The sequence below is a fragment of the Mycobacterium intermedium genome, assembly GCF_002086275.1.
In the GTDB taxonomy this organism is placed as follows: domain Bacteria; phylum Actinomycetota; class Actinomycetes; order Mycobacteriales; family Mycobacteriaceae; genus Mycobacterium; species Mycobacterium intermedium.
This window is the reverse complement of the sequence record NZ_MVHT01000087.1, coordinates 1-16,306: the sequence shown is the minus strand read 5'-3', so window position 1 is coordinate 16,306 and position 16,306 is coordinate 1. Positions and strand designations below refer to the sequence as shown.

The 16,306-nt window shown below is 66.9% G+C and carries 17 protein-coding genes and 1 pseudogene; 13 read left to right on the top strand and 5 right to left on the bottom strand.

Annotated elements, in window-relative coordinates; all coding sequences use genetic code 11:
• Window positions 1-98: 98 nt before the first annotated feature.
• The gene (locus tag BST27_RS24075; protein WP_069418015.1) at window positions 99-791 is read left to right on the top strand and encodes a chymotrypsin family serine protease; all 693 of its coding nucleotides are present in this window, start codon (window positions 99-101) and stop codon (window positions 789-791) included.
• A gap of 95 nt (window positions 792-886) precedes the next feature.
• On the opposite strand, the gene acs is transcribed toward BST27_RS24075, so the two are convergent.
• Genes acs through BST27_RS24060 form a run of 3 tightly spaced genes read right to left on the bottom strand, consistent with a single transcriptional unit; the run spans window position 887 to window position 3,726 of the window.
• On the bottom strand, window positions 887-2,851 hold the full coding sequence (gene acs, locus BST27_RS24070; protein WP_069418016.1) for an acetate--CoA ligase: 1,965 nt from the start codon (window positions 2,849-2,851) through the stop codon (window positions 887-889).
• Between the two features lie 10 nt (window positions 2,852-2,861).
• The gene (locus BST27_RS24065) at window positions 2,862-3,422 is read right to left on the bottom strand and encodes a DUF4232 domain-containing protein (RefSeq protein ID WP_069418017.1); all 561 of its coding nucleotides are present in this window, start codon (window positions 3,420-3,422) and stop codon (window positions 2,862-2,864) included.
• A gap of 34 nt (window positions 3,423-3,456) precedes the next feature.
• Complete coding sequence (locus tag BST27_RS24060; RefSeq protein ID WP_069418018.1) at window positions 3,457-3,726, bottom strand: hypothetical protein; 270 nt, start codon at window positions 3,724-3,726, stop codon at window positions 3,457-3,459.
• 129 nt (window positions 3,727-3,855) lie between these two features.
• Between BST27_RS24060 and BST27_RS24055 the strand changes: the two genes are divergently transcribed.
• The 5 genes from BST27_RS24055 to BST27_RS24035 are packed head-to-tail and all read left to right on the top strand — an operon-like array spanning window position 3,856 to window position 9,741.
• Complete coding sequence (locus tag BST27_RS24055; protein ID WP_069418019.1) at window positions 3,856-5,487, top strand: peptide ABC transporter substrate-binding protein; 1,632 nt, start codon at window positions 3,856-3,858, stop codon at window positions 5,485-5,487.
• Between the two features lies 1 nt (window position 5,488).
• Window positions 5,489-6,415, top strand: a complete 927-nt coding sequence (locus BST27_RS24050) for an ABC transporter permease (RefSeq protein WP_069418020.1) — start codon at window positions 5,489-5,491, stop codon at window positions 6,413-6,415.
• A complete protein-coding gene (locus tag BST27_RS24045) occupies window positions 6,408-7,283 on the top strand; it encodes an ABC transporter permease (RefSeq protein WP_069418021.1) in 876 nt (291 codons plus the stop codon). The genes BST27_RS24050 and BST27_RS24045 overlap by 8 nt, the downstream gene beginning before the upstream one ends.
• Entirely contained in the window at window positions 7,280-8,962 is a 1,683-nt protein-coding gene (locus BST27_RS24040) for a dipeptide ABC transporter ATP-binding protein (protein ID WP_069418055.1), read from the top strand. The genes BST27_RS24045 and BST27_RS24040 overlap by 4 nt, the downstream gene beginning before the upstream one ends.
• A gap of 11 nt (window positions 8,963-8,973) precedes the next feature.
• Window positions 8,974-9,741 (top strand): Fic family protein, encoded by a 768-nt coding sequence (locus BST27_RS24035; protein ID WP_069418022.1) that lies wholly within the window; start codon window positions 8,974-8,976, stop codon window positions 9,739-9,741.
• Window positions 9,742-10,176: 435 nt separating this feature from the next.
• Here BST27_RS24035 and BST27_RS24025 read toward each other — a convergent pair whose 3' ends face one another.
• Window positions 10,177-11,034, bottom strand: a complete 858-nt coding sequence (locus tag BST27_RS24025; protein ID WP_069418023.1) for an HAD-IB family hydrolase — start codon at window positions 11,032-11,034, stop codon at window positions 10,177-10,179.
• 469 nt (window positions 11,035-11,503) lie between these two features.
• Here BST27_RS24025 and ssd point away from each other — a divergent pair, with 469 nt between their 5' ends.
• From ssd to BST27_RS33995, 7 genes are read left to right on the top strand one after another with little or no spacing between them, the layout of a single operon-like run.
• On the top strand, window positions 11,504-12,547 hold the full coding sequence (gene ssd / locus BST27_RS24015) for a septum site-determining protein Ssd (RefSeq protein WP_139805335.1): 1,044 nt from the start codon (window positions 11,504-11,506) through the stop codon (window positions 12,545-12,547).
• Complete coding sequence (locus BST27_RS24010) at window positions 12,544-13,710, top strand: TadA family conjugal transfer-associated ATPase (RefSeq protein WP_069418025.1); 1,167 nt, start codon at window positions 12,544-12,546, stop codon at window positions 13,708-13,710. Before ssd ends, BST27_RS24010 begins: the two co-directional genes overlap by 4 nt.
• Entirely contained in the window at window positions 13,707-14,495 is a 789-nt protein-coding gene (locus tag BST27_RS24005) for a type II secretion system F family protein (RefSeq protein ID WP_069418026.1), read from the top strand. The genes BST27_RS24010 and BST27_RS24005 overlap by 4 nt, the downstream gene beginning before the upstream one ends.
• Window positions 14,492-15,073: a type II secretion system F family protein gene (locus tag BST27_RS24000; protein ID WP_197518074.1), complete on the top strand. Its 582-nt coding sequence runs from the start codon at window positions 14,492-14,494 to the stop codon at window positions 15,071-15,073. The genes BST27_RS24005 and BST27_RS24000 overlap by 4 nt, the downstream gene beginning before the upstream one ends.
• A gap of 33 nt (window positions 15,074-15,106) precedes the next feature.
• Window positions 15,107-15,298, top strand: a complete 192-nt coding sequence (locus tag BST27_RS23995) for a DUF4244 domain-containing protein (RefSeq protein ID WP_069418057.1) — start codon at window positions 15,107-15,109, stop codon at window positions 15,296-15,298.
• 35 nt (window positions 15,299-15,333) lie between these two features.
• Window positions 15,334-15,621: a TadE family type IV pilus minor pilin gene (locus BST27_RS34000; RefSeq protein ID WP_269149702.1), complete on the top strand. Its 288-nt coding sequence runs from the start codon at window positions 15,334-15,336 to the stop codon at window positions 15,619-15,621.
• 31 nt (window positions 15,622-15,652) lie between these two features.
• On the top strand, window positions 15,653-15,952 hold the full coding sequence (locus BST27_RS33995) for an Rv3654c family TadE-like protein (protein ID WP_232007196.1): 300 nt from the start codon (window positions 15,653-15,655) through the stop codon (window positions 15,950-15,952).
• A gap of 38 nt (window positions 15,953-15,990) precedes the next feature.
• Here the strand turns inward: BST27_RS33995 and BST27_RS34620 are convergent.
• Window positions 15,991-16,306, bottom strand: a pseudogene (locus BST27_RS34620) (PE family protein); the annotation flags it as partial.

Below are 16,306 nucleotides of genomic sequence, written 5' to 3'. Positions count from 1 at the left end.
GTGGCCATTTGGCAGCCGACAACCGTTGTGAGGGCATCAATTACACTGGCGCTTTCTTTCCTCTTCTCCGATTTCGACTGATTGACGGGAGTCGTGCTGTGCAGATCGCGCACCGCGGCTTGGTCGCGGCGACCGTGGCCATGCTTACCGCTTTTGTGCTCGTGCCCTCGAGTACCGCGACCGCCGACGACAAGATTCCGCTCGGGGGCGGTGCGGGCATCGTCGTCAACGGGGCCACGTTGTGCACTCTGACCGCGATCGGGCACGACAAGTTCGGCGATCTGATCGGCTTCTCGTCGGCACACTGCGGAGGGCCGGGCGCCCCGGTTGCCGCAGAGGGGCCGCAGAGCGACGTCATCATCGGGACTATGGTCGCCGGCAACGACATCCTGGACTACGCGGTCATCAAGTTCGATCCGGCGAAGGTGACTCCGGTCAACAACTACAACGGCTTCGCGATCAACGGCATCGGTCCGGACCCCACGTTTGGGCAGGTGGCCTGCAAGCAGGGCCGCTCCACCGGCAACTCGTGTGGTGTCACCTGGGGACCGGGCCAGGACCCGGGCACCATCGTGATGCAGGTGTGCGGTGGACCCGGCGACTCCGGTGCTCCCGTTACCGTCGACAACCTGCTGGTAGGCATGATTCACGGCGCGTTCAGCGAAAACCTGCCCAGCTGCGTCACCAAGTACATCCCGCTGCACACCCCGGCGGTGGTGATGTCGATCAACGCGGACCTGGCCGATATCAACGCCAAGAATCGGCCGGGCTCGGAGTTCGTTCCGATCTAGGGGCACCGAACGTCACGCTGGCGCGGCTGTCGACGGTCAACGCCACGCTGCCGTGACGCTCGACGGACGGCTTCGGTCCAAACTGGCCGAGCGAGCTACTTGCTTTGCCGAATCGCGTCAAACACGTTGGGATCCAGCAGCGTCGACGTGTCGCCCAGCTCTCGGTTCTCGGCGATGTCGCGCAACAGCCTGCGCATGATCTTGCCGCTGCGCGTCTTCGGCAACTCGGGCACGATGTGGATCTCCCGCGGCTTGGCGATCGGCGAGATCTCCTTCGCGACGTGGGTGCGCAACTCGTCGACGGTCTTGTCGTCGGGCTCGTAATCGGTGCGCGTGACGACGAACGCGCAGATGTTCTGTCCGGTGGTCTCGTCGGTAACCCCGACCACGGCAGCCTCGGCCACCCCGGAGTGCCCGACGAGAGCCGACTCCACCTCGGCGGTGGAGATTCTGTGTCCGGACACATTCATCACATCGTCAATGCGGCCCAATAGCCAGATTGCGCCGTCGGGGTCGTAGCGGGCGCCGTCGCCGGCGAAGTAGTAACCCCGCTCGGCGTACCGGGACCAGTACGTCTCGCGGTAGCGCTCCGGGTCGCCCCAGATGCCGCGCAGCATCGCGGGCCACGGCTCGTCCAGGACGAGGTAGCCGGTGACGTGTTCCTCGCCTTCCTTGTCCGGGGGAAGCGGGTCGCCGTGGTCGTCGACAATCTTGGCGCTGATCCCCGGCACCGCGGCCATCGCCGAGCCTGGTTTGGCCGCACTGACTCCGGGCAGCGGGGAGATCATCGCCGCGCCCGTCTCCGTCTGCCACCAGGTGTCGATGACGGGAACCCTGTTCTTGCCGATCACCTCGCGGTACCAGCGCCATGCCTCCGGGTTGATGATCTCCCCGACCGAGCCGAGCAGTCGAATGCTGGACAGGTCGTGGGCGTCGGGAATTTCGCGGCCCCACTTCATGAACGTGCGGATCAACGTGGGCGCGGTGTAATAGATTGTGACGCCGTATCTTTCGATGATCTGAAAGTGGCGGTGCTCGTCCGGAGTGTTGGGTGTGCCCTCGTAGATGACTTCGGTGACGCCGTTGGACAGTGGTCCGTAGACGCCGTAGGTATGACCGGTGACCCAACCGATGTCGGCGGTGCACCAGAAGACGTCGCTCTCGGGTTTGACGTCGAAGAGTACGTGGTGGGTGTAGGCGCACTGGGTCAGGTACCCGCCGCTGGTGTGCACGATGCCCTTGGGTTTGCCGGTGGTACCTGATGTGTACAGCAGGAACAACGGTTGCTCGGAGTCGAACGCCTCCGGGGTGTGTTTGGGTGAGGCCGACCCGACGACGTCGTGCCACCACAAGTCGCGGCCTTCGGTCCAGGGCACGTCGATTCCGGTGCGGCGCACCACCAGGACGTGCTCGATGGGGCTGTCCTCGACGGACACCGCCTCGTCGGCGGCTTCCTTGAGTGGCGCGGGCTTGCCGCGCCGGTACTGGCCGTCGCTGGTGATCAACAACTTGGCCCCGGCGTCGGCGATCCGTGCCTGCAGCGCGTGTGCGGTGAAGCCGCCGAACACCACGCTGTGCATGATTCCCAACCGCGCGCAGGCCAGCATCGCGATCACGGTTTCGGGTAGGAAGGGCAGGTAGATGGCGACGCGGTCACCGGCGACGAGCCCGAGGTCGGTCAGCGCGTTGGCCGCTTTGCACACCTCTCGCTGCAGATCTGCGTAGGTCAGTGCGCGGCGGTGGCCCTCGGGTTCGCCTTCCCAATAGATGGCAACCCGATCTCCGTTGCCGGCCTCGACGTGGCGGTCGACGCAGTTGTACGCCACGTTGAGCTTGCCCCCGACGAACCACTTGGCGAACGGCGCGTCCGACCAGTCCAACACCTCGGTAAAGGGTGTCTCCCAGGTCAGCCGTTCGGCCTGCTTAGCCCAAAACGCCAGCCGATCCTCTTCGGCCTCGCGATACAACTCTTCGCGGGCATTGGCTTGCTGGGCGAACTCCTCGGGCGGTGGGTAGGAGGCGGGAAGTTCGGTGGCATCGGCAGCAGTGGTGTCGGTCACTCCTGAGAGGCTAGCGCGACGGCAACCGACCGGTCCCCGCAGCCGTCTCGCTGACGGGATGCACCTGCAGCTGGCAGGCTTCGATGGAGACCGGGAGGGTGACCGTCGCCGTGCTGTTGGGGGGAGCGACCAACAGTTCGGTGTAAGTGGGGCACGGCTTGCCTGTGCCGTCCGTCGCCATACCTTCGACGACAGCGCGCGCTTGTTGTGACGGCATCAACGTGACGGTAGGCGGGGTTTCGGTCCCGGCCGGCAGGCCACCCATGTATCCGCGCAGGGTGGGCTCAGCCTGAACCGGCGGACCGCCGGCGCCCGTATGGACCTGGGGGTAGCCGGTGAGGGTGCATGCGTCGGCATCCGCGACGAGTGTGAAGGTCAGCGTGACGCCGCGATGCCCGGCGGCGGCCTCGGCCGGGTCTGCGCTCGTCGCGAGCTTTTCGGCTGGGCAGGGCGGTGCGTAGTTGGCGTCGTCTGCGTGCGCGACCCAGGCAATGGAACCGGACGCGGCGCACCCCGCCACGGCTGCAACGGCGGTGACCTGCCTCATCAGGGGTCGGGACACACCGGTGATTATCCGCTACGTGTCCTAGATTGCCTAAATTCTTCTAGGCGGCAGTGAGCAGGCGTATAGCGATCACCACGACACCCACTGCAATCAGCGCGGCGCCGACGCCGATGAACTTGCTGCCCGATGGTCGGTCCTCTGGTGGCGTCGGGTCTTCCTTACGGCGGATTCCTGGTTGCGGACGGCTGTGTGCGCGCTGCTTCAGGCCCACGACCACAAGGATCCATCCAACGGTGGGAACGCCGAGCGCCGCCACCAGAAATGCCGCTTGGAAAACACCGCTGGGCGCGGCGAGATAGGTGGCGGTCATTGCGGGGATTCTAGGTGGTAGCCCTCGAACTCGCCGAGGCAAGGTGGCGACCGGCGATGGCTCGGCAGGGCCCGTTCGGGTGCGTGTCCGCCGACGCATCACCTGAGCGGGGGCCTTAGGGTCGCATTCATGCGGCGGATGCGGGCTGTACGGGCCGCCCTCGGCGCTGTCCTGGTCGCAGTGCTGGCGGTCGCACCGGTGGTCGCCTGCGGTGGCGGCGTGCTGAGCCCTGACGTGGTGTTGGTCAACGGGGGGGAACCACCCAACCCGCTGGTCCCGACGGGCACCAACGACAGCCTGGGCGGCCGCATCCTCGACCGGTTGTTCGCCGGTCTGATGTCGTACGACGCCGACGGCAACCCGTTACCGGAGGTCGCCCAGTCTGTCGAGACCACCGACAACGTCAACTACCGAATCGTGTTGAAGCCAGGCTGGAAGTTCACCGACGGCTCACCCGTGACCGCCCACTCGTTTGTCAACGCCTGGAATTACGGGGCGCTGAGCACCAACGCCCAACTGCAGCAGGATTTCTTCAGGCCCATCGAAGGTTTCGATGAGGTGGCCGGCACCCCAGGCGACGGCAAACCGACCACGATGTCCGGCCTGAAGGTGGTCAACGATCTCGAGTTCACCGTGCGACTCAAGGCACCGACCATCGACTTCGCCTTGCGATTGGGGCACAGCGCCTTCTACCCGATGCCGGATGCGGCATTCCGGGACATGGCGGCCTTTGGCCACAACCCGATTGGCAACGGCCCTTACCAGCTTGCCAACAGTCCGGACGGGCCGGCGTGGGAACACAACGTCAAGATCGACCTGGTGCCAAACCCCGATTACCACGGCAACCGAAAGCCCCGCAACAAGGGTCTGCGATTCGAGTTCTACGCCAATCTCGAGACGGCCTACTCCGACCTGCTGTCCGGCAATCTCGATGTGCTGGACACGATTCCGTCCAGTGCGCTGACGATCTACCAGCGCGACCTGGGGGACAACTTCACCAGCAAGCCCGTTGCGGTGACCCAGTCCCTGGACACCCCGCTGCGCCTGCCCCATTTCGGCGGGGAGGAAGGCAGATTGCGTCGGCTGGCCCTGGCGGCGGCCATCAACCGCTCGCAGATATGCAAGCAGATCTTCAACGGGACCCGCAGCCCCGCACGTGATTTCACCGCCCCGTCGCTGCCCGGATTCGACCCGAACATCCCGGGTAGCGAGGCGCTGGACTTCAACCCCGAACGGGCCCGCCAACTTTGGGCACAGGCCAACGCGATCTCACCGTGGACGGGCCGGTACGCCATCGCGTACAACGCCGACAGCGGCCATCAGGAGTGGGTCGACGCGGTGGCCAACAGCATCAAGAACGTGCTGGGCATCGACGCGACCGGGGCGCCGCAGCCCACCTTCGCCGGCTACCGCACCCAGATCACCAACCGCACCATCGCCACCGCATTCCGGGCGGGCTGGATAGGTGACTACCCGTCGATGATCGAGTTCCTTGCCCCGCTGTATGCCACCGGAGCGGGATCCAACGACACCGGATACTCCAGCCGGGAATTCGATGCGGCGTTGGCGGCCGCCGAGGCCGCACCCACCCTGAGCGAGGCCGCCGCCCTGGCGAATGCCGCCCAACGAATCCTGTTCCACGACATGCCCGTTGTGCCGCTGTGGTATTACAACGCCGTTGTCGGGTGGTCGGCCAAGGTCAGCAACGTCCACGTCACCTGGAACGGTCTGCCCGACTACGAGAACATCGTGAAGGCCTGAGATGGGTTGGTACATTGCGCGCCGCATCGCGGTGATGGTGCCGGTGTTCTTCGGTGCCACATTGCTGATCTACGGCATGGTGTTCCTGCTGCCCGGCGACCCGGTGGCCGCGATCGCGGGGGACCGGCCATTGACCCCGGCCGTGGCGGCGCAGTTGCGAGCCCAATACCATCTCGACGATCCGTTCCTGGTGCAGTATTTCCGCTATCTGGGCGGTCTTTTGCATGGGGATCTGGGTCGGGCGTATTCCGGGTTACCCGTGAGTTCCGTTCTGGCGCATGCGTTTCCAGTAACGCTCCGGCTCGCGCTCATCGCACTGGTGGTGGAGGCCGTGCTGGGCATCGGGTTTGGTGTGATCGCCGGGCTGCGCCAGGGCGGCATCTTTGACGCCACGGTATTGATCGCCGGGCTGATCATCATCGCGATACCGATTTTCGTGCTTGGCTTCCTGGCGCAGTACGTGTTTGGCGTACGGCTGGGAATCGCGCCGGTGACGGTCGGCGCGCGGGCGTCGTTCGATCGTCTGCTGTTGCCCGGAATCGTGTTGGGTGCGGTGTCCTTTGCCTATGTGGTGCGCCTGACCCGGTCCGCGGTGGCCGCCAACGCACATGCCGATTACGTCCGCACCGCAACGGCCAAAGGGTTATCCCGGCCGCGGGTGGTCGTCGTGCACATCCTGCGCAACTCGCTGATTCCGGTGGTGACGTTCCTCGGCGCTGACGTCGGCGCCCTGATGGGTGGCGCGATCGTGACCGAGGGCATCTTCAACATCCACGGCGTCGGGGGAGTGCTGTATCAGGCGGTCACCAGGCAAGAGGCGCCGACGGTGGTGTCGATCGTGACGGTCCTGGTGGTGATCTATCTGGTGACCAACCTGCTGGTCGATCTGCTGTACGCCGCCTTGGACCCGAGGATCCGCTATGGCTGACGAGCGGGGCTTTCGGGACGGCTTTTGGCGCGACATCTGGCGAAAGGTGCATCGGCGGCCGAAGTTCATCGTGGCCGCCGCGCTGATCCTGCTGGTTGTGGTGGTGGCGGCGTTCCCGGCGTTGTTCACCAGCGCCGATCCGACTTATGCCGATCCCAGCCAGAGCATGCTGCCACCGTCGGCGGCACACTGGTTCGGCACTGATCTGCAGGGCCACGACATCTACGCCCGCACGGTGTACGGGGCTCGGGCCTCGGTCGCCGTCGGGCTGGGAGCCACCTTCATCGCGTTCGTCGTCGGCGGCATCCTGGGCGCGCTGGCCGGCTTCTACGGTGGCTGGATCGACGCCGTCGTTTCCCGCGTCACCGACGTGTTCTTCGGATTGCCGTTGCTACTGGCCGCGATCGTGCTCATGCAGGTGCTGCATCACCGCACGGTGTGGACAGTGATCGTCATCCTGGCCCTGTTCGGCTGGCCGCAGGTCGCCAGGATCGCCCGCAGCTCGGTCCTCGAGGTCCGATCCAGCGACTACATTGTCGCCGCCAAGGCATTGGGGCTCAGCAGGTTTCAGATCCTGCTTCGACACGCGCTGCCCAACGCGGTCGGTCCGGTGATCGCGGTGGCCACCATTGCGCTGGGCATCTTCATCGTCACCGAGGCGACGTTGTCCTACCTCGGGGTGGGGTTGCCGACGTCGGTGGTGTCCTGGGGAGGTGACATCAACGTCGCGCAGATGCGGCTGCGAGCGGGTTCGCCCATACTCTTCTATCCCGCCGGGGCGCTGGCGATTACGGTGCTGGCGTTCATGATGATGGGCGACGCGCTCCGCGACGCCCTGGACCCGTCGTCGCGGGCGTGGCGGGCATGAGTGCTCCGGAATCCCCGTTGTTGTCGGTCGAGGGCCTGGAAGTCCGATTCGGTGCCGACGAGCCCGTTGTGCGGGGTGTGGATTTCAGCGTGGGACGCGGTGAGACCGTCGCCGTGGTGGGTGAATCCGGCTCTGGGAAGTCCACCGCCGCCGCCGCGATCTTGGGGCTGCTGGCTCCGGGTGGTCGAATAACGGCCGGCCGCATCGTGTTTGACGGACGCGAGATAGCAGTGGGCGGTCGTAAGGTCGACCAGCGGCTGCTGCGTTCGATCAGGGGCCGCGAGATCGGCTACGTGCCACAAGACCCGATGACCAACCTCAACCCGGTATGGAAGGTCGGCTTCCAGATCCGGGAAGCGTTGCGAGCCAACACCGATGGACGTGATGCGCGACAACGCGCGGTGCAGCTGCTGGCCGAGGCCGGCATGCCCGACCCCACCCGACAGGCCCGGCAATATCCGCACCAACTGTCCGGTGGCATGTGCCAGCGGGCTTTGATCGCGATCGGGTTGGCGGGTAGGCCACGGCTGTTGATCGCCGATGAGCCCACGTCGGCGTTGGACGTCACGGTGCAGCGGCAGGTCCTCGATCACCTGCAGCGCCTCACCGACGAGCTGGGTACGGCCTTGCTGCTGATCACCCACGACCTGGCGCTGGCCGCCGAGCGGGCCGAATCGGTGGTCGTCATTCGCCACGGGACGGTGGTGGAATCCGGCCCGGCGCAGGCGATTCTGCGCGAACCGCAACACGAGTACACCCAGCGGTTGGTGGACGCGGCTCCGTCCCTGACTGCGCGGGATACACGTTCGGCCCAAATCCGCTCACAGGTGGTGGCGCAGGCCGTCGAACATGCCGCCGAGCACGCCAGTGGCAGCGGTGACCAGTACGTTCTTGTCGTCGAAAACCTGACCAAGATTTACCGAGAGTCGCGCGGCGCCCCTTGGCGTCGAACGGAGTTCCGTGCCGTCGACGACGTGTCCTTTCGCGTGAAGCGGGCCAGCACGCTGGCCATCGTCGGAGAATCGGGATCGGGCAAATCGACCCTGGCGCGCATGGTGCTGGGCCTGCTGCGGCCGACGTCGGGGTCGGTGCTCCTCGACGGAGTGCAGAACGTCAACACCTTGGATCGAGCCGCAGCGTTCGCCTTCCGGCGTCGCGTCCAGCCCGTGTTCCAGAACCCCTACAGCAGCCTGGACCCCATGTACTCCGTCTTCCGGGCCATCGAGGAACCGCTGCGCATCCACCGCGTCGGTGACCGCAAGCAACGACAGCAGGCGGTACGCGAACTGGCGGACCAGGTGGCGTTGCCGGCGTCGGTGTTGGGCCGGCTGCCGCGGGAGCTGTCGGGCGGTCAGCGGCAACGGGTCGCGATCGCCCGGGCGTTGGCGTTGCGGCCCGAGGTGTTGGTGTGCGACGAGGCGGTCTCGGCTCTCGACGTGCTGGTGCAGGCACAGATCCTGAAGCTGCTGACGGACCTGCAGGCCAGCCTGGGTTTGACGTACTTGTTCATCAGCCACGATCTGGCCGTGATCAGGCAGATCTCCGACGATGTGCTGGTGATGCGCGGTGGTCGGGTGGTGGAACATGCATCCACCGAGGAGGTATTCACTCGGCCCGATCACGAGTACACCCGGCAGTTGCTCGAGGCCATTCCCGGCGCCGGCTCGGCACCCGGCTAGGTTGGCAACCTGTGACAGCTGACCCGCTCGGTGCCCTGATGGACCTGCCCGGTGTCGCCGAGGCCAGCGACCGCGCCCGCGAAGCGCTGGGACGGGCACACCGCCACCGGGCCAACCTGCGCGGCTGGCCGGTGACCGCGGCCGAGGCATCGCTCCGGGCGGCACGGGCCTCCTCTGTGCTCGACGGCGGTCCGGTGCGCTTGGAGGACCTCGCCGACGCCGGTGCCGTCAGTGACCCGGTATTCGCCGGCGCGCTGCGCGTGGCGCAAGCGCTGGAGGGCGGAGTGGGCACGCTGATCGGCGTGTGGCAGAACGCGCCGCTGCAGGCGCTGGCGCGATTGCACATGCTCGCGGCCGCCGATCAGGTCGATCCCGATCGGCTGGGACGCCCGCGGGCCGATGCTGAGGTCGCGCCGCGGCTGGAGCTGCTCGCGGAACTGGTCACCCGTCCCACTCGGGCCTCGGCGCCGGTGGTCGCCGCCGTCGCTCACGGAGAACTCTTGACGCTGAAGCCCTTTGGCAGTGGCGACGGAGTGGTGGCACGTGCGGTGTCGCGGTTGGTGACGATTTCGACGGGGCTCGATCCGCACGGATTGGGCGTTCCCGAGGTTCGGTGGATGCGCCAACCGGTGGACTACCGCAATGCAGCGCGGGGGTTCGCCGAGGGCACATCCAGCGGTGTTGGGGCGTGGTTGGTGTTGTGTTGCCGGGCCCTGCAGGCGGGCGCGCAGGAAGCTTTGGCGATCGCCGATTCGGTAGCTGGCGATTCGCGAAAATAATTGGGGGAAAACGTAAAGCGGGCGGCGACCGAAGGATTTCGGATCGCCCCCCGCCAGCACGGTTCCCGGTTACCAAGCGTGCACCTATGGGCTGCGTGGGTTGGCCTCGGCGCTTTTACGAACCGTCCGGCTGCAACCCCACCCAAAGGGCCGTCGACACCTTCCGATATTCGCAATTACGCAGGCCCGCAACACTTCTGCCATTATCGCGGCTATGACTCCGCGTGGGTGCCGAGAACCGTGCTGGGTGCTCGGGTCGGGAGAACGATCCTTCTCTTCCGGATCGCCCTTGGCCTTGCCGAGCTGCCGTGGTTCCTTTGTACTACTAGACCACTAGCACAGCAAGGGCTAGCAACGTGAAACTTATGAAACACCTTGATATTGCGCGAGTAACCGTTTGCTGACGGGGCACTTGGGGAAGTTGGGACTCGAGTGCTAGAAGGCGAAGCGGCGCAGCAGCGCGTACGTCACCGCGCCGGCGGCGAGGGCGCTGACCCCTACTGCGGCGGTGGTGGCGATCGCGGCGCCCGACGGCGCCGGGATGCGTTCCCGCAGCGGCACCGGGCGCGAGAAGGTCAAGATCGGCCAACCGCGTTCGCGAGCCTCCTTGCGCAACGCCCGGTCAGGGTTGACGACCGTCGGGTGGCCGACGGCTTCGAGCATTGGCAGATCGGTGATCGAGTCTGAGTACGCGTAGCAGTGTTCGAGCGGATAGCCCTCGCGGGCGGCCAGCTCGCGGATCGCCTGAACCTTTCCTTCGCCGTAGCAGTAGAACTCGATCTCGCCGGTGAATTTGCCGTCTTCGACGACCATGCGGGTCGCCATCGCGTGCGTCACCCCGAGCGCCCTCGCAATTGGGGCGACGATCTCCTCGCCGGACGCCGACACCACGACGACGTCGCGGCCGCACAGCTTGTGCCCGGCGATCAGGTCGGCGGCCTCGGCGAAAACCAGTGGAGTCACGATGTCGTGCAGTGTCTCGTTGACGATCGACTTGACCTGTTCCACATCCCAGCCGACGCACATGTTGGCGAGGTGGGCGCGCATCCGATCCATCTGGTCGTGGTCAGCACCGGACAGCAGAAAGAGGAACTGCGCATAGCTGGACTTGAGCACGGCGCGGCGGTTGAGCAGACCCTGGGCGAAGAAAGGTTTGCTGAACGCCAAGGTGGTGGACTTGGCGACGATGGTCTTGTCCAAGTCGAAGAAGGCGGCCGTGCGGGCGTGCGGGACGGCTGATTCGGGCGCCTGCGGCGAGGGTTGTTGCTGCGCGTCCGAGTCGGAGACGGTCACCGATCCAGCATAGGTCGACTAACGGTCACCGCAGTCTATTAGCCCCAAAACGAACTGGCGAACTACCGTGTTGTCGTTCTGTCAAGAGCGTTTACACGGCTCAGGCCGTATTTTTAATTATTGCCAGTACTTGCGTTAATCCCGTCTGGCATGTGTATAGTAAGCATTACTCGGCCTCGAGCCGAGAGTGTATCAGCCCGACCCCCCGGGGCTGATGCACGACGACCCTCGCCTCCTCCCCCCCTGGCGGGGGTCGTCCCTTTTCTGGGGTAAGAACCCTCCGCCACCGGCCGTTACTGACGCCTAGTCGTCGCTGCGGATTAGTTGCGGAGATCCGCCCGGTCTTGGGCATTGTGCACAGTCGCGTCTCTCTCCACAGATTCGGCTTTGGCACTTTCGTCCCATAGCGCGGACCGCGCACGGTAGATGCGTGACGACCGCTTCTCATGCCTCTGGCCTGCTGGCTCAGCTGAGCGATGCGCACCTGCGTGACGAACTGGACCGGGTTGCAGCGGCCGTCGGGCTCCGGGTTGTTCACGTTGGTGGCCGCACTGCGGTAAGCCGCAAGGCGTGGTCGGCCGCCGCGGCCATAGTGCTCGACGAGGCGGCCGCGGCGCGGTGTGGACAGGCCGCACTGCCGCGGCGCACCCACGTCACAGTCTTGACCAGTGCTGAAGTGGCCACGGCGACGTGGGCCGCCGCGATCTCCGTCGGCGCCCAACAGGTTCTGAGAATGCCTGAGCAAGAACGCGAACTGGTGCGCGAGCTCGCCGAAGCAGCCGAATCGACACGTGGTGACCAGCTCCGCGGCTCGGTCGCCGCCGTGATCGGGGGTTGCGGTGGCGCTGGCGCATCGGTGCTAGCGGTCGCGACGGCTCAGGCCGCGGCCGAGGCGCTGTTGGTGGATCTCGATCCATGGGGTGGTGGCCTGGACCTACTGCTCGGTGGGGAAGAGGCGCCCGGTGTGCGGTGGCCCGATCTTTCGTTACAGGGCGGACGTTTGACGTGGTCGGCGGTGCGCGACGCCTTGCCCCGGCAGCACGGCATCAGCTGGCTGTCGGGCACTCGCCAGGGTCGCGAACTGGAAGCGGGTCCGGTCGAAGCTGTGCTCGATGCCGGCCGACGCGGGGGAGTCACGGTGGTCTGCGACCTCGCTCGTCGATTGACCGATGCGACCCTCACCGCGCTGGACTGCGCGGACCTGGTCGTGCTGGTCACCCCCTGCAGTGTGCGAGGGTGCGCGGCCACCACGGCGATCGCGCCGGTGCTCGCTGCGGTCAACCCGAATCTCGGTCTGGTGGTGCGGGGGCCGTCGCCCGGGGGTTTACGGGCCGCGGAGGTCGCCGATATCGCAGGAGTGCCTTTGCTGGCATCGATGCGGTTCCAGCCGCGGCTGGCCGAACAACTCGAACATGGCGGATTGCGGCCGCGGTCGCGATCCGCGCTGGCTGATGCGGCCGGTCGGGTCCTCGAGGTGTTGTCACACGCGCGACAAAACGGCCGGGCCGCATGAGCGGCTCATTGATCGAACGCGTCCGCGAGCGGCTGGCGGCCGAATCCATGCCGCTGAAGCCCAACGTCGTGGCTGCAGCGATCCGGGCAGAATCCGGCGGCATGCTCGGCGACACCGAGGTGCTGGCCAACCTTCGAGTGCTGCAGACCGAATTGACCGGTGCCGGCGTCCTCGAACCCCTGTTATGCCTCGACGGCATCACCGACGTCTTGGTAACGGCGCCCGATGCGGTGTGGTACGACGACGGAAAAGGTCTGCAACGCAGCGAGATTCGCTTTGCCGACGAGGGTTCGGTGCGACGCTTGGCGCAGCGACTTGCGTTGGCGGCGGGACGTCGCCTGGACGACGCGCAACCGTGGGTGGACGGGCAGTTGGTCGGGATCGGACCGGGAAATTTTGCGGTTCGGTTGCATGCGGTGTTGCCGCCTATCGCGGTTGCAGGCACCTGCCTGTCACTGCGGGTGTTGCGACCGGCTACTCAGGATCTTGCCGCGCTGATCGCTGCGCAGGCGATCGAGCCGCAGGCCGCCGAATTGATCGACGGCATCATCGCCGCGCGCCTCGCCTTCCTGGTGTGCGGCGGCACTGGGGCCGGAAAGACAACCCTGCTGGCGGCGATGTTAGGTGCGGTTTCAAGCACTGAGCGGATCGTGTGCGTCGAAGATGCCGCCGAGTTGTCGCCACAACATCCCCACGTGGTCAAGCTGGTCGCGCGGAACCCCAACGTCGAAGGCGTCGGGGAGGTGACCGTGCGTCAGCTCGTCCGCCAAGCGCTGCGCATGCGACCCGATCGTGTCGTGGTAGGCGAGGTCAGGGGGGCCGAGGTGGTGGACCTCTTGGCGGCGCTGAACACCGGCCACGAGGGTGGGGCCGGCACTGTTCACGCCAACAGCCCGGCTGAGGTGCCGGCCCGGCTAGAGGCATTGGGCGCACTCGGCGGTCTCGACCGGACGGCGCTGCACAGCCAGCTCGCCGCCGCGATCCAGATCTTGTTGCACGTCACGCGCGACCAGGCGGGCCTGCGTAGGTTGAGCGAGATAGCTGTGCTGCGCCAAACCGACAGCGGTCGGGTCGTCGCGGTCACCGCCTGGCACGTGAGGCGGGGAATGACCGACCAGGCGGCCGAGCTGCTGGACCTGATGCGCATCAGGACACCGGCATGATCGGCCTGCAGCTGGCCACGGTCCTGTTGTCGCTGGCGTTGCTCGTCTCACCCTCCTCGCCGCGGCGCCGTTTGCCGGCAGGGCTCGACAAAAAGGTCTTGCCGGGCAGGCGGGCAGCTTGCGGCCTCGCGGCGGGTGTGTGCGTCATTGCCGTGGTGTCGATGCCTGTCACCAGCGTCCTGTCCGCCGCTGTGCTGGGGACAACGGTGGGCGTGCGGTACCGCCGCCGGCGTCGTGCCCGGTGCCGCGTGCGGGAGGGTCGGGCGCTGGAAGCCGCGCTCGATGTGCTGGTCGGTGAGTTACGCGTGGGAGCCCATCCGGTGAACGCGTTCGACGTGGCAGCGAAGGAGACCATCGGCCCGGTGGGCGACTGTTTGCGGGCGGTCGCGGCCCGAGCCCGCTTGGGTGCCGACGTCGCGACCGGGTTACGCACGGTCGCCACCGCGTCGGTATTGCCCGCGTACTGGGAGCGGCTCGCGGTGTGTTGGCAACTAGCCAACGACCACGGGCTGGCGATCGCCGCCCTGATGCGCGCTGCGCAGCGTGATATCGCTGAACGACAGAGATTTTCAGACAGAGTGACATCGGGTTTGGCGGGTGCTCGCGCCACCGCCGCCATCTTGGCCGGTCTGCCGGTGCTTGGGATGTTGCTCGGCCAGTTGCTGGGTGCCCGCCCCTTGGCCTTCCTGTTGGGCGTGGGCGGCTGGGTGCTTGTATCGGGGTTGCTGCTGGCCTGCAGCGGTTTGCTGTGGGCTGACCGGATTACCGATCGGGTGGCGATGTGATCGCTCCCGCGTTGCTGCTTGCCGCAGCTCTGTTGGTGGGCGCTGCTCCGACGCAGGTACGGCTCCGCGCTGGACTGCGGCCGCCCGGGCGCCGGACACCCGTGCGGTCGCCGGCCGGGTCGGATCCGTTGGGCCTCGCCTCCAGCCTGGACGTGCTCGCGGTGTGCTTGACCGCCGGCATGGCGGTCTCGGCCTCCGCGCGCGCGACCGCGGCATCCGCGCCGGTTTCGCTGGTTCAGGCATTGCGACGGGCTGCCGATTTGCTGGCGTTGGGCGCCGACCCATCCGTTGCCTGGTCGACACCACCGGGGCCACCCGTGGACCCGCCTGTCGAGGCACTGCTGCGACTGGCCCGCCGCTCGGCGTCCTCGGGAGCCGCCCTTGCGGAGGGCGTCGCCGAATTGGCAGCTCAGTCCCGCCACGACGCTGCCCATGCCGCCGCCGCGGCCGCCGAACGCGCGGGGGTGCTGATCGCGGGTCCGCTCGGGTTGTGCTTCCTTCCGGCGTTCGTCTGCCTGGGCATCGTTCCTGTGGTGGTCGGTCTCGCCGGCCAGGTCTTGCAATCCGGATTGCTATGAGGCCCACAAGGAGAGGAGAAACCGGTGCGCAGAATGTTTCGCGCCGTCGCGGCACGGTTGACGCTGCTGGCCGCCGACGAGTCAGGCATGTCGACCGTCGAATACGCAATAGGAACGGTCGCCGCGGCGGCGTTCGGGGCGATCCTGTACAACGTCGTGACCGGCGATTCAATCGTCTCGGCGCTGAACCACATCATCGGGCGTGCGCTCAGCACCAGGGCCTAGCGTCGAGTGCAGGCTCGAGCACCGTCGAGGCGGCCCTGGCCATCGCCACGCTGGTGGTTGTGCTGGTGGTGTGCCTGGCCGGGATCACGGCGGTCTCCATGCAGGTGCGCTGCATCGACGCCGCCCGTGAAGCCGCTCGACTGGCCGCGCGCGGTGACGACAGCGCAGCGGTCAGTGTGGCCCGCACTATCGCTCCAGCTGCGGCCCAGATCCAGGTGCGGCGCGACGGCGATTTCCTGGTGGCAACTGTCGTCGCCCACTCGACGCTGCTACCCGGGTTGGATATCGCGGCCCGGGCCGTCTCGGCCGCCGAACCGCGGTGAGCGTGGCGGGGCCACGGTGTTGGCGGCCGCGATGGTTGCCGTGCTGCTGGTTAGTACCGGCGCCGTCGCTTATCTGGGCGCGGCCGTGGTCGCTCGCCACCGCGCGCAGGCGGCAGCCGACTTGGCGGCCCTGGCCGGTGCCGCTCGGCTACCTGCCGGCGCGGCCGCGGCCTGCACACGTGCGACGGAAGTGGCTCGCTCGATGGCCATCGACGACGCGCAATGCGCGGTGGAAAACCTCGATGTGGTGGTCACGGTCGAGGTGACGGTGGCGTCTGCGGGTGCAGCGAGGGCCGCCGCGCGAGCGGGACCCACCGACCCGCGGCCGTGACGTCGTCGCGGCGATCCGCACGTCGTCGACGCTGCCGGCTACGTCAACCCGTCGTGCCCGGGAACCAGTCCGCCGCCGCCGATGCCGGCTTTGCCGTTGGTCGTACCGCCAATCCCGGCATTACCGCCGTTACCGCCGATGACGATCGTCGCGTTGCCGCCGTTGCCGCCGCTACCGCCGGTGGTACCGCCGGTGGCGCCCGCTCCGCCGTCGCCGCCGTTACCGATCACGCCACCTTTGCCGCCGCTATTTCCGTTACCCCCGGTGGTGGCGGCGCCGATGGCGAGACCGCCAGCACCGCCAGCCCCTCCGGTACCGAAAATGACGCCGGCGTTGCCGCCGAGCCCGCCAGCC

Coding starts and splice junctions, on each gene's coding strand:
- BST27_RS24005 (WP_069418026.1), top strand. CDS start 13,707: ATGATCGGCCTGCAGCTGGCCACGGTCCTGTTGTCGCTGGCGTTGCTC.
- BST27_RS24045 (WP_069418021.1), top strand. CDS start 6,408: ATGGCTGACGAGCGGGGCTTTCGGGACGGCTTTTGGCGCGACATCTGG.
- BST27_RS33995 (WP_232007196.1), top strand. CDS start 15,653: ATGGTTGCCGTGCTGCTGGTTAGTACCGGCGCCGTCGCTTATCTGGGC.
- BST27_RS24050 (WP_069418020.1), top strand. CDS start 5,489: ATGGGTTGGTACATTGCGCGCCGCATCGCGGTGATGGTGCCGGTGTTC.
- BST27_RS24010 (WP_069418025.1), top strand. CDS start 12,544: ATGAGCGGCTCATTGATCGAACGCGTCCGCGAGCGGCTGGCGGCCGAA.
- BST27_RS23995 (WP_069418057.1), top strand. CDS start 15,107: ATGTTTCGCGCCGTCGCGGCACGGTTGACGCTGCTGGCCGCCGACGAG.
- BST27_RS24040 (WP_069418055.1), top strand. CDS start 7,280: ATGAGTGCTCCGGAATCCCCGTTGTTGTCGGTCGAGGGCCTGGAAGTC.
- BST27_RS24055 (WP_069418019.1), top strand. CDS start 3,856: ATGCGGCGGATGCGGGCTGTACGGGCCGCCCTCGGCGCTGTCCTGGTC.
- BST27_RS24060 (WP_069418018.1), bottom strand. CDS start 3,726: ATGACCGCCACCTATCTCGCCGCGCCCAGCGGTGTTTTCCAAGCGGCA.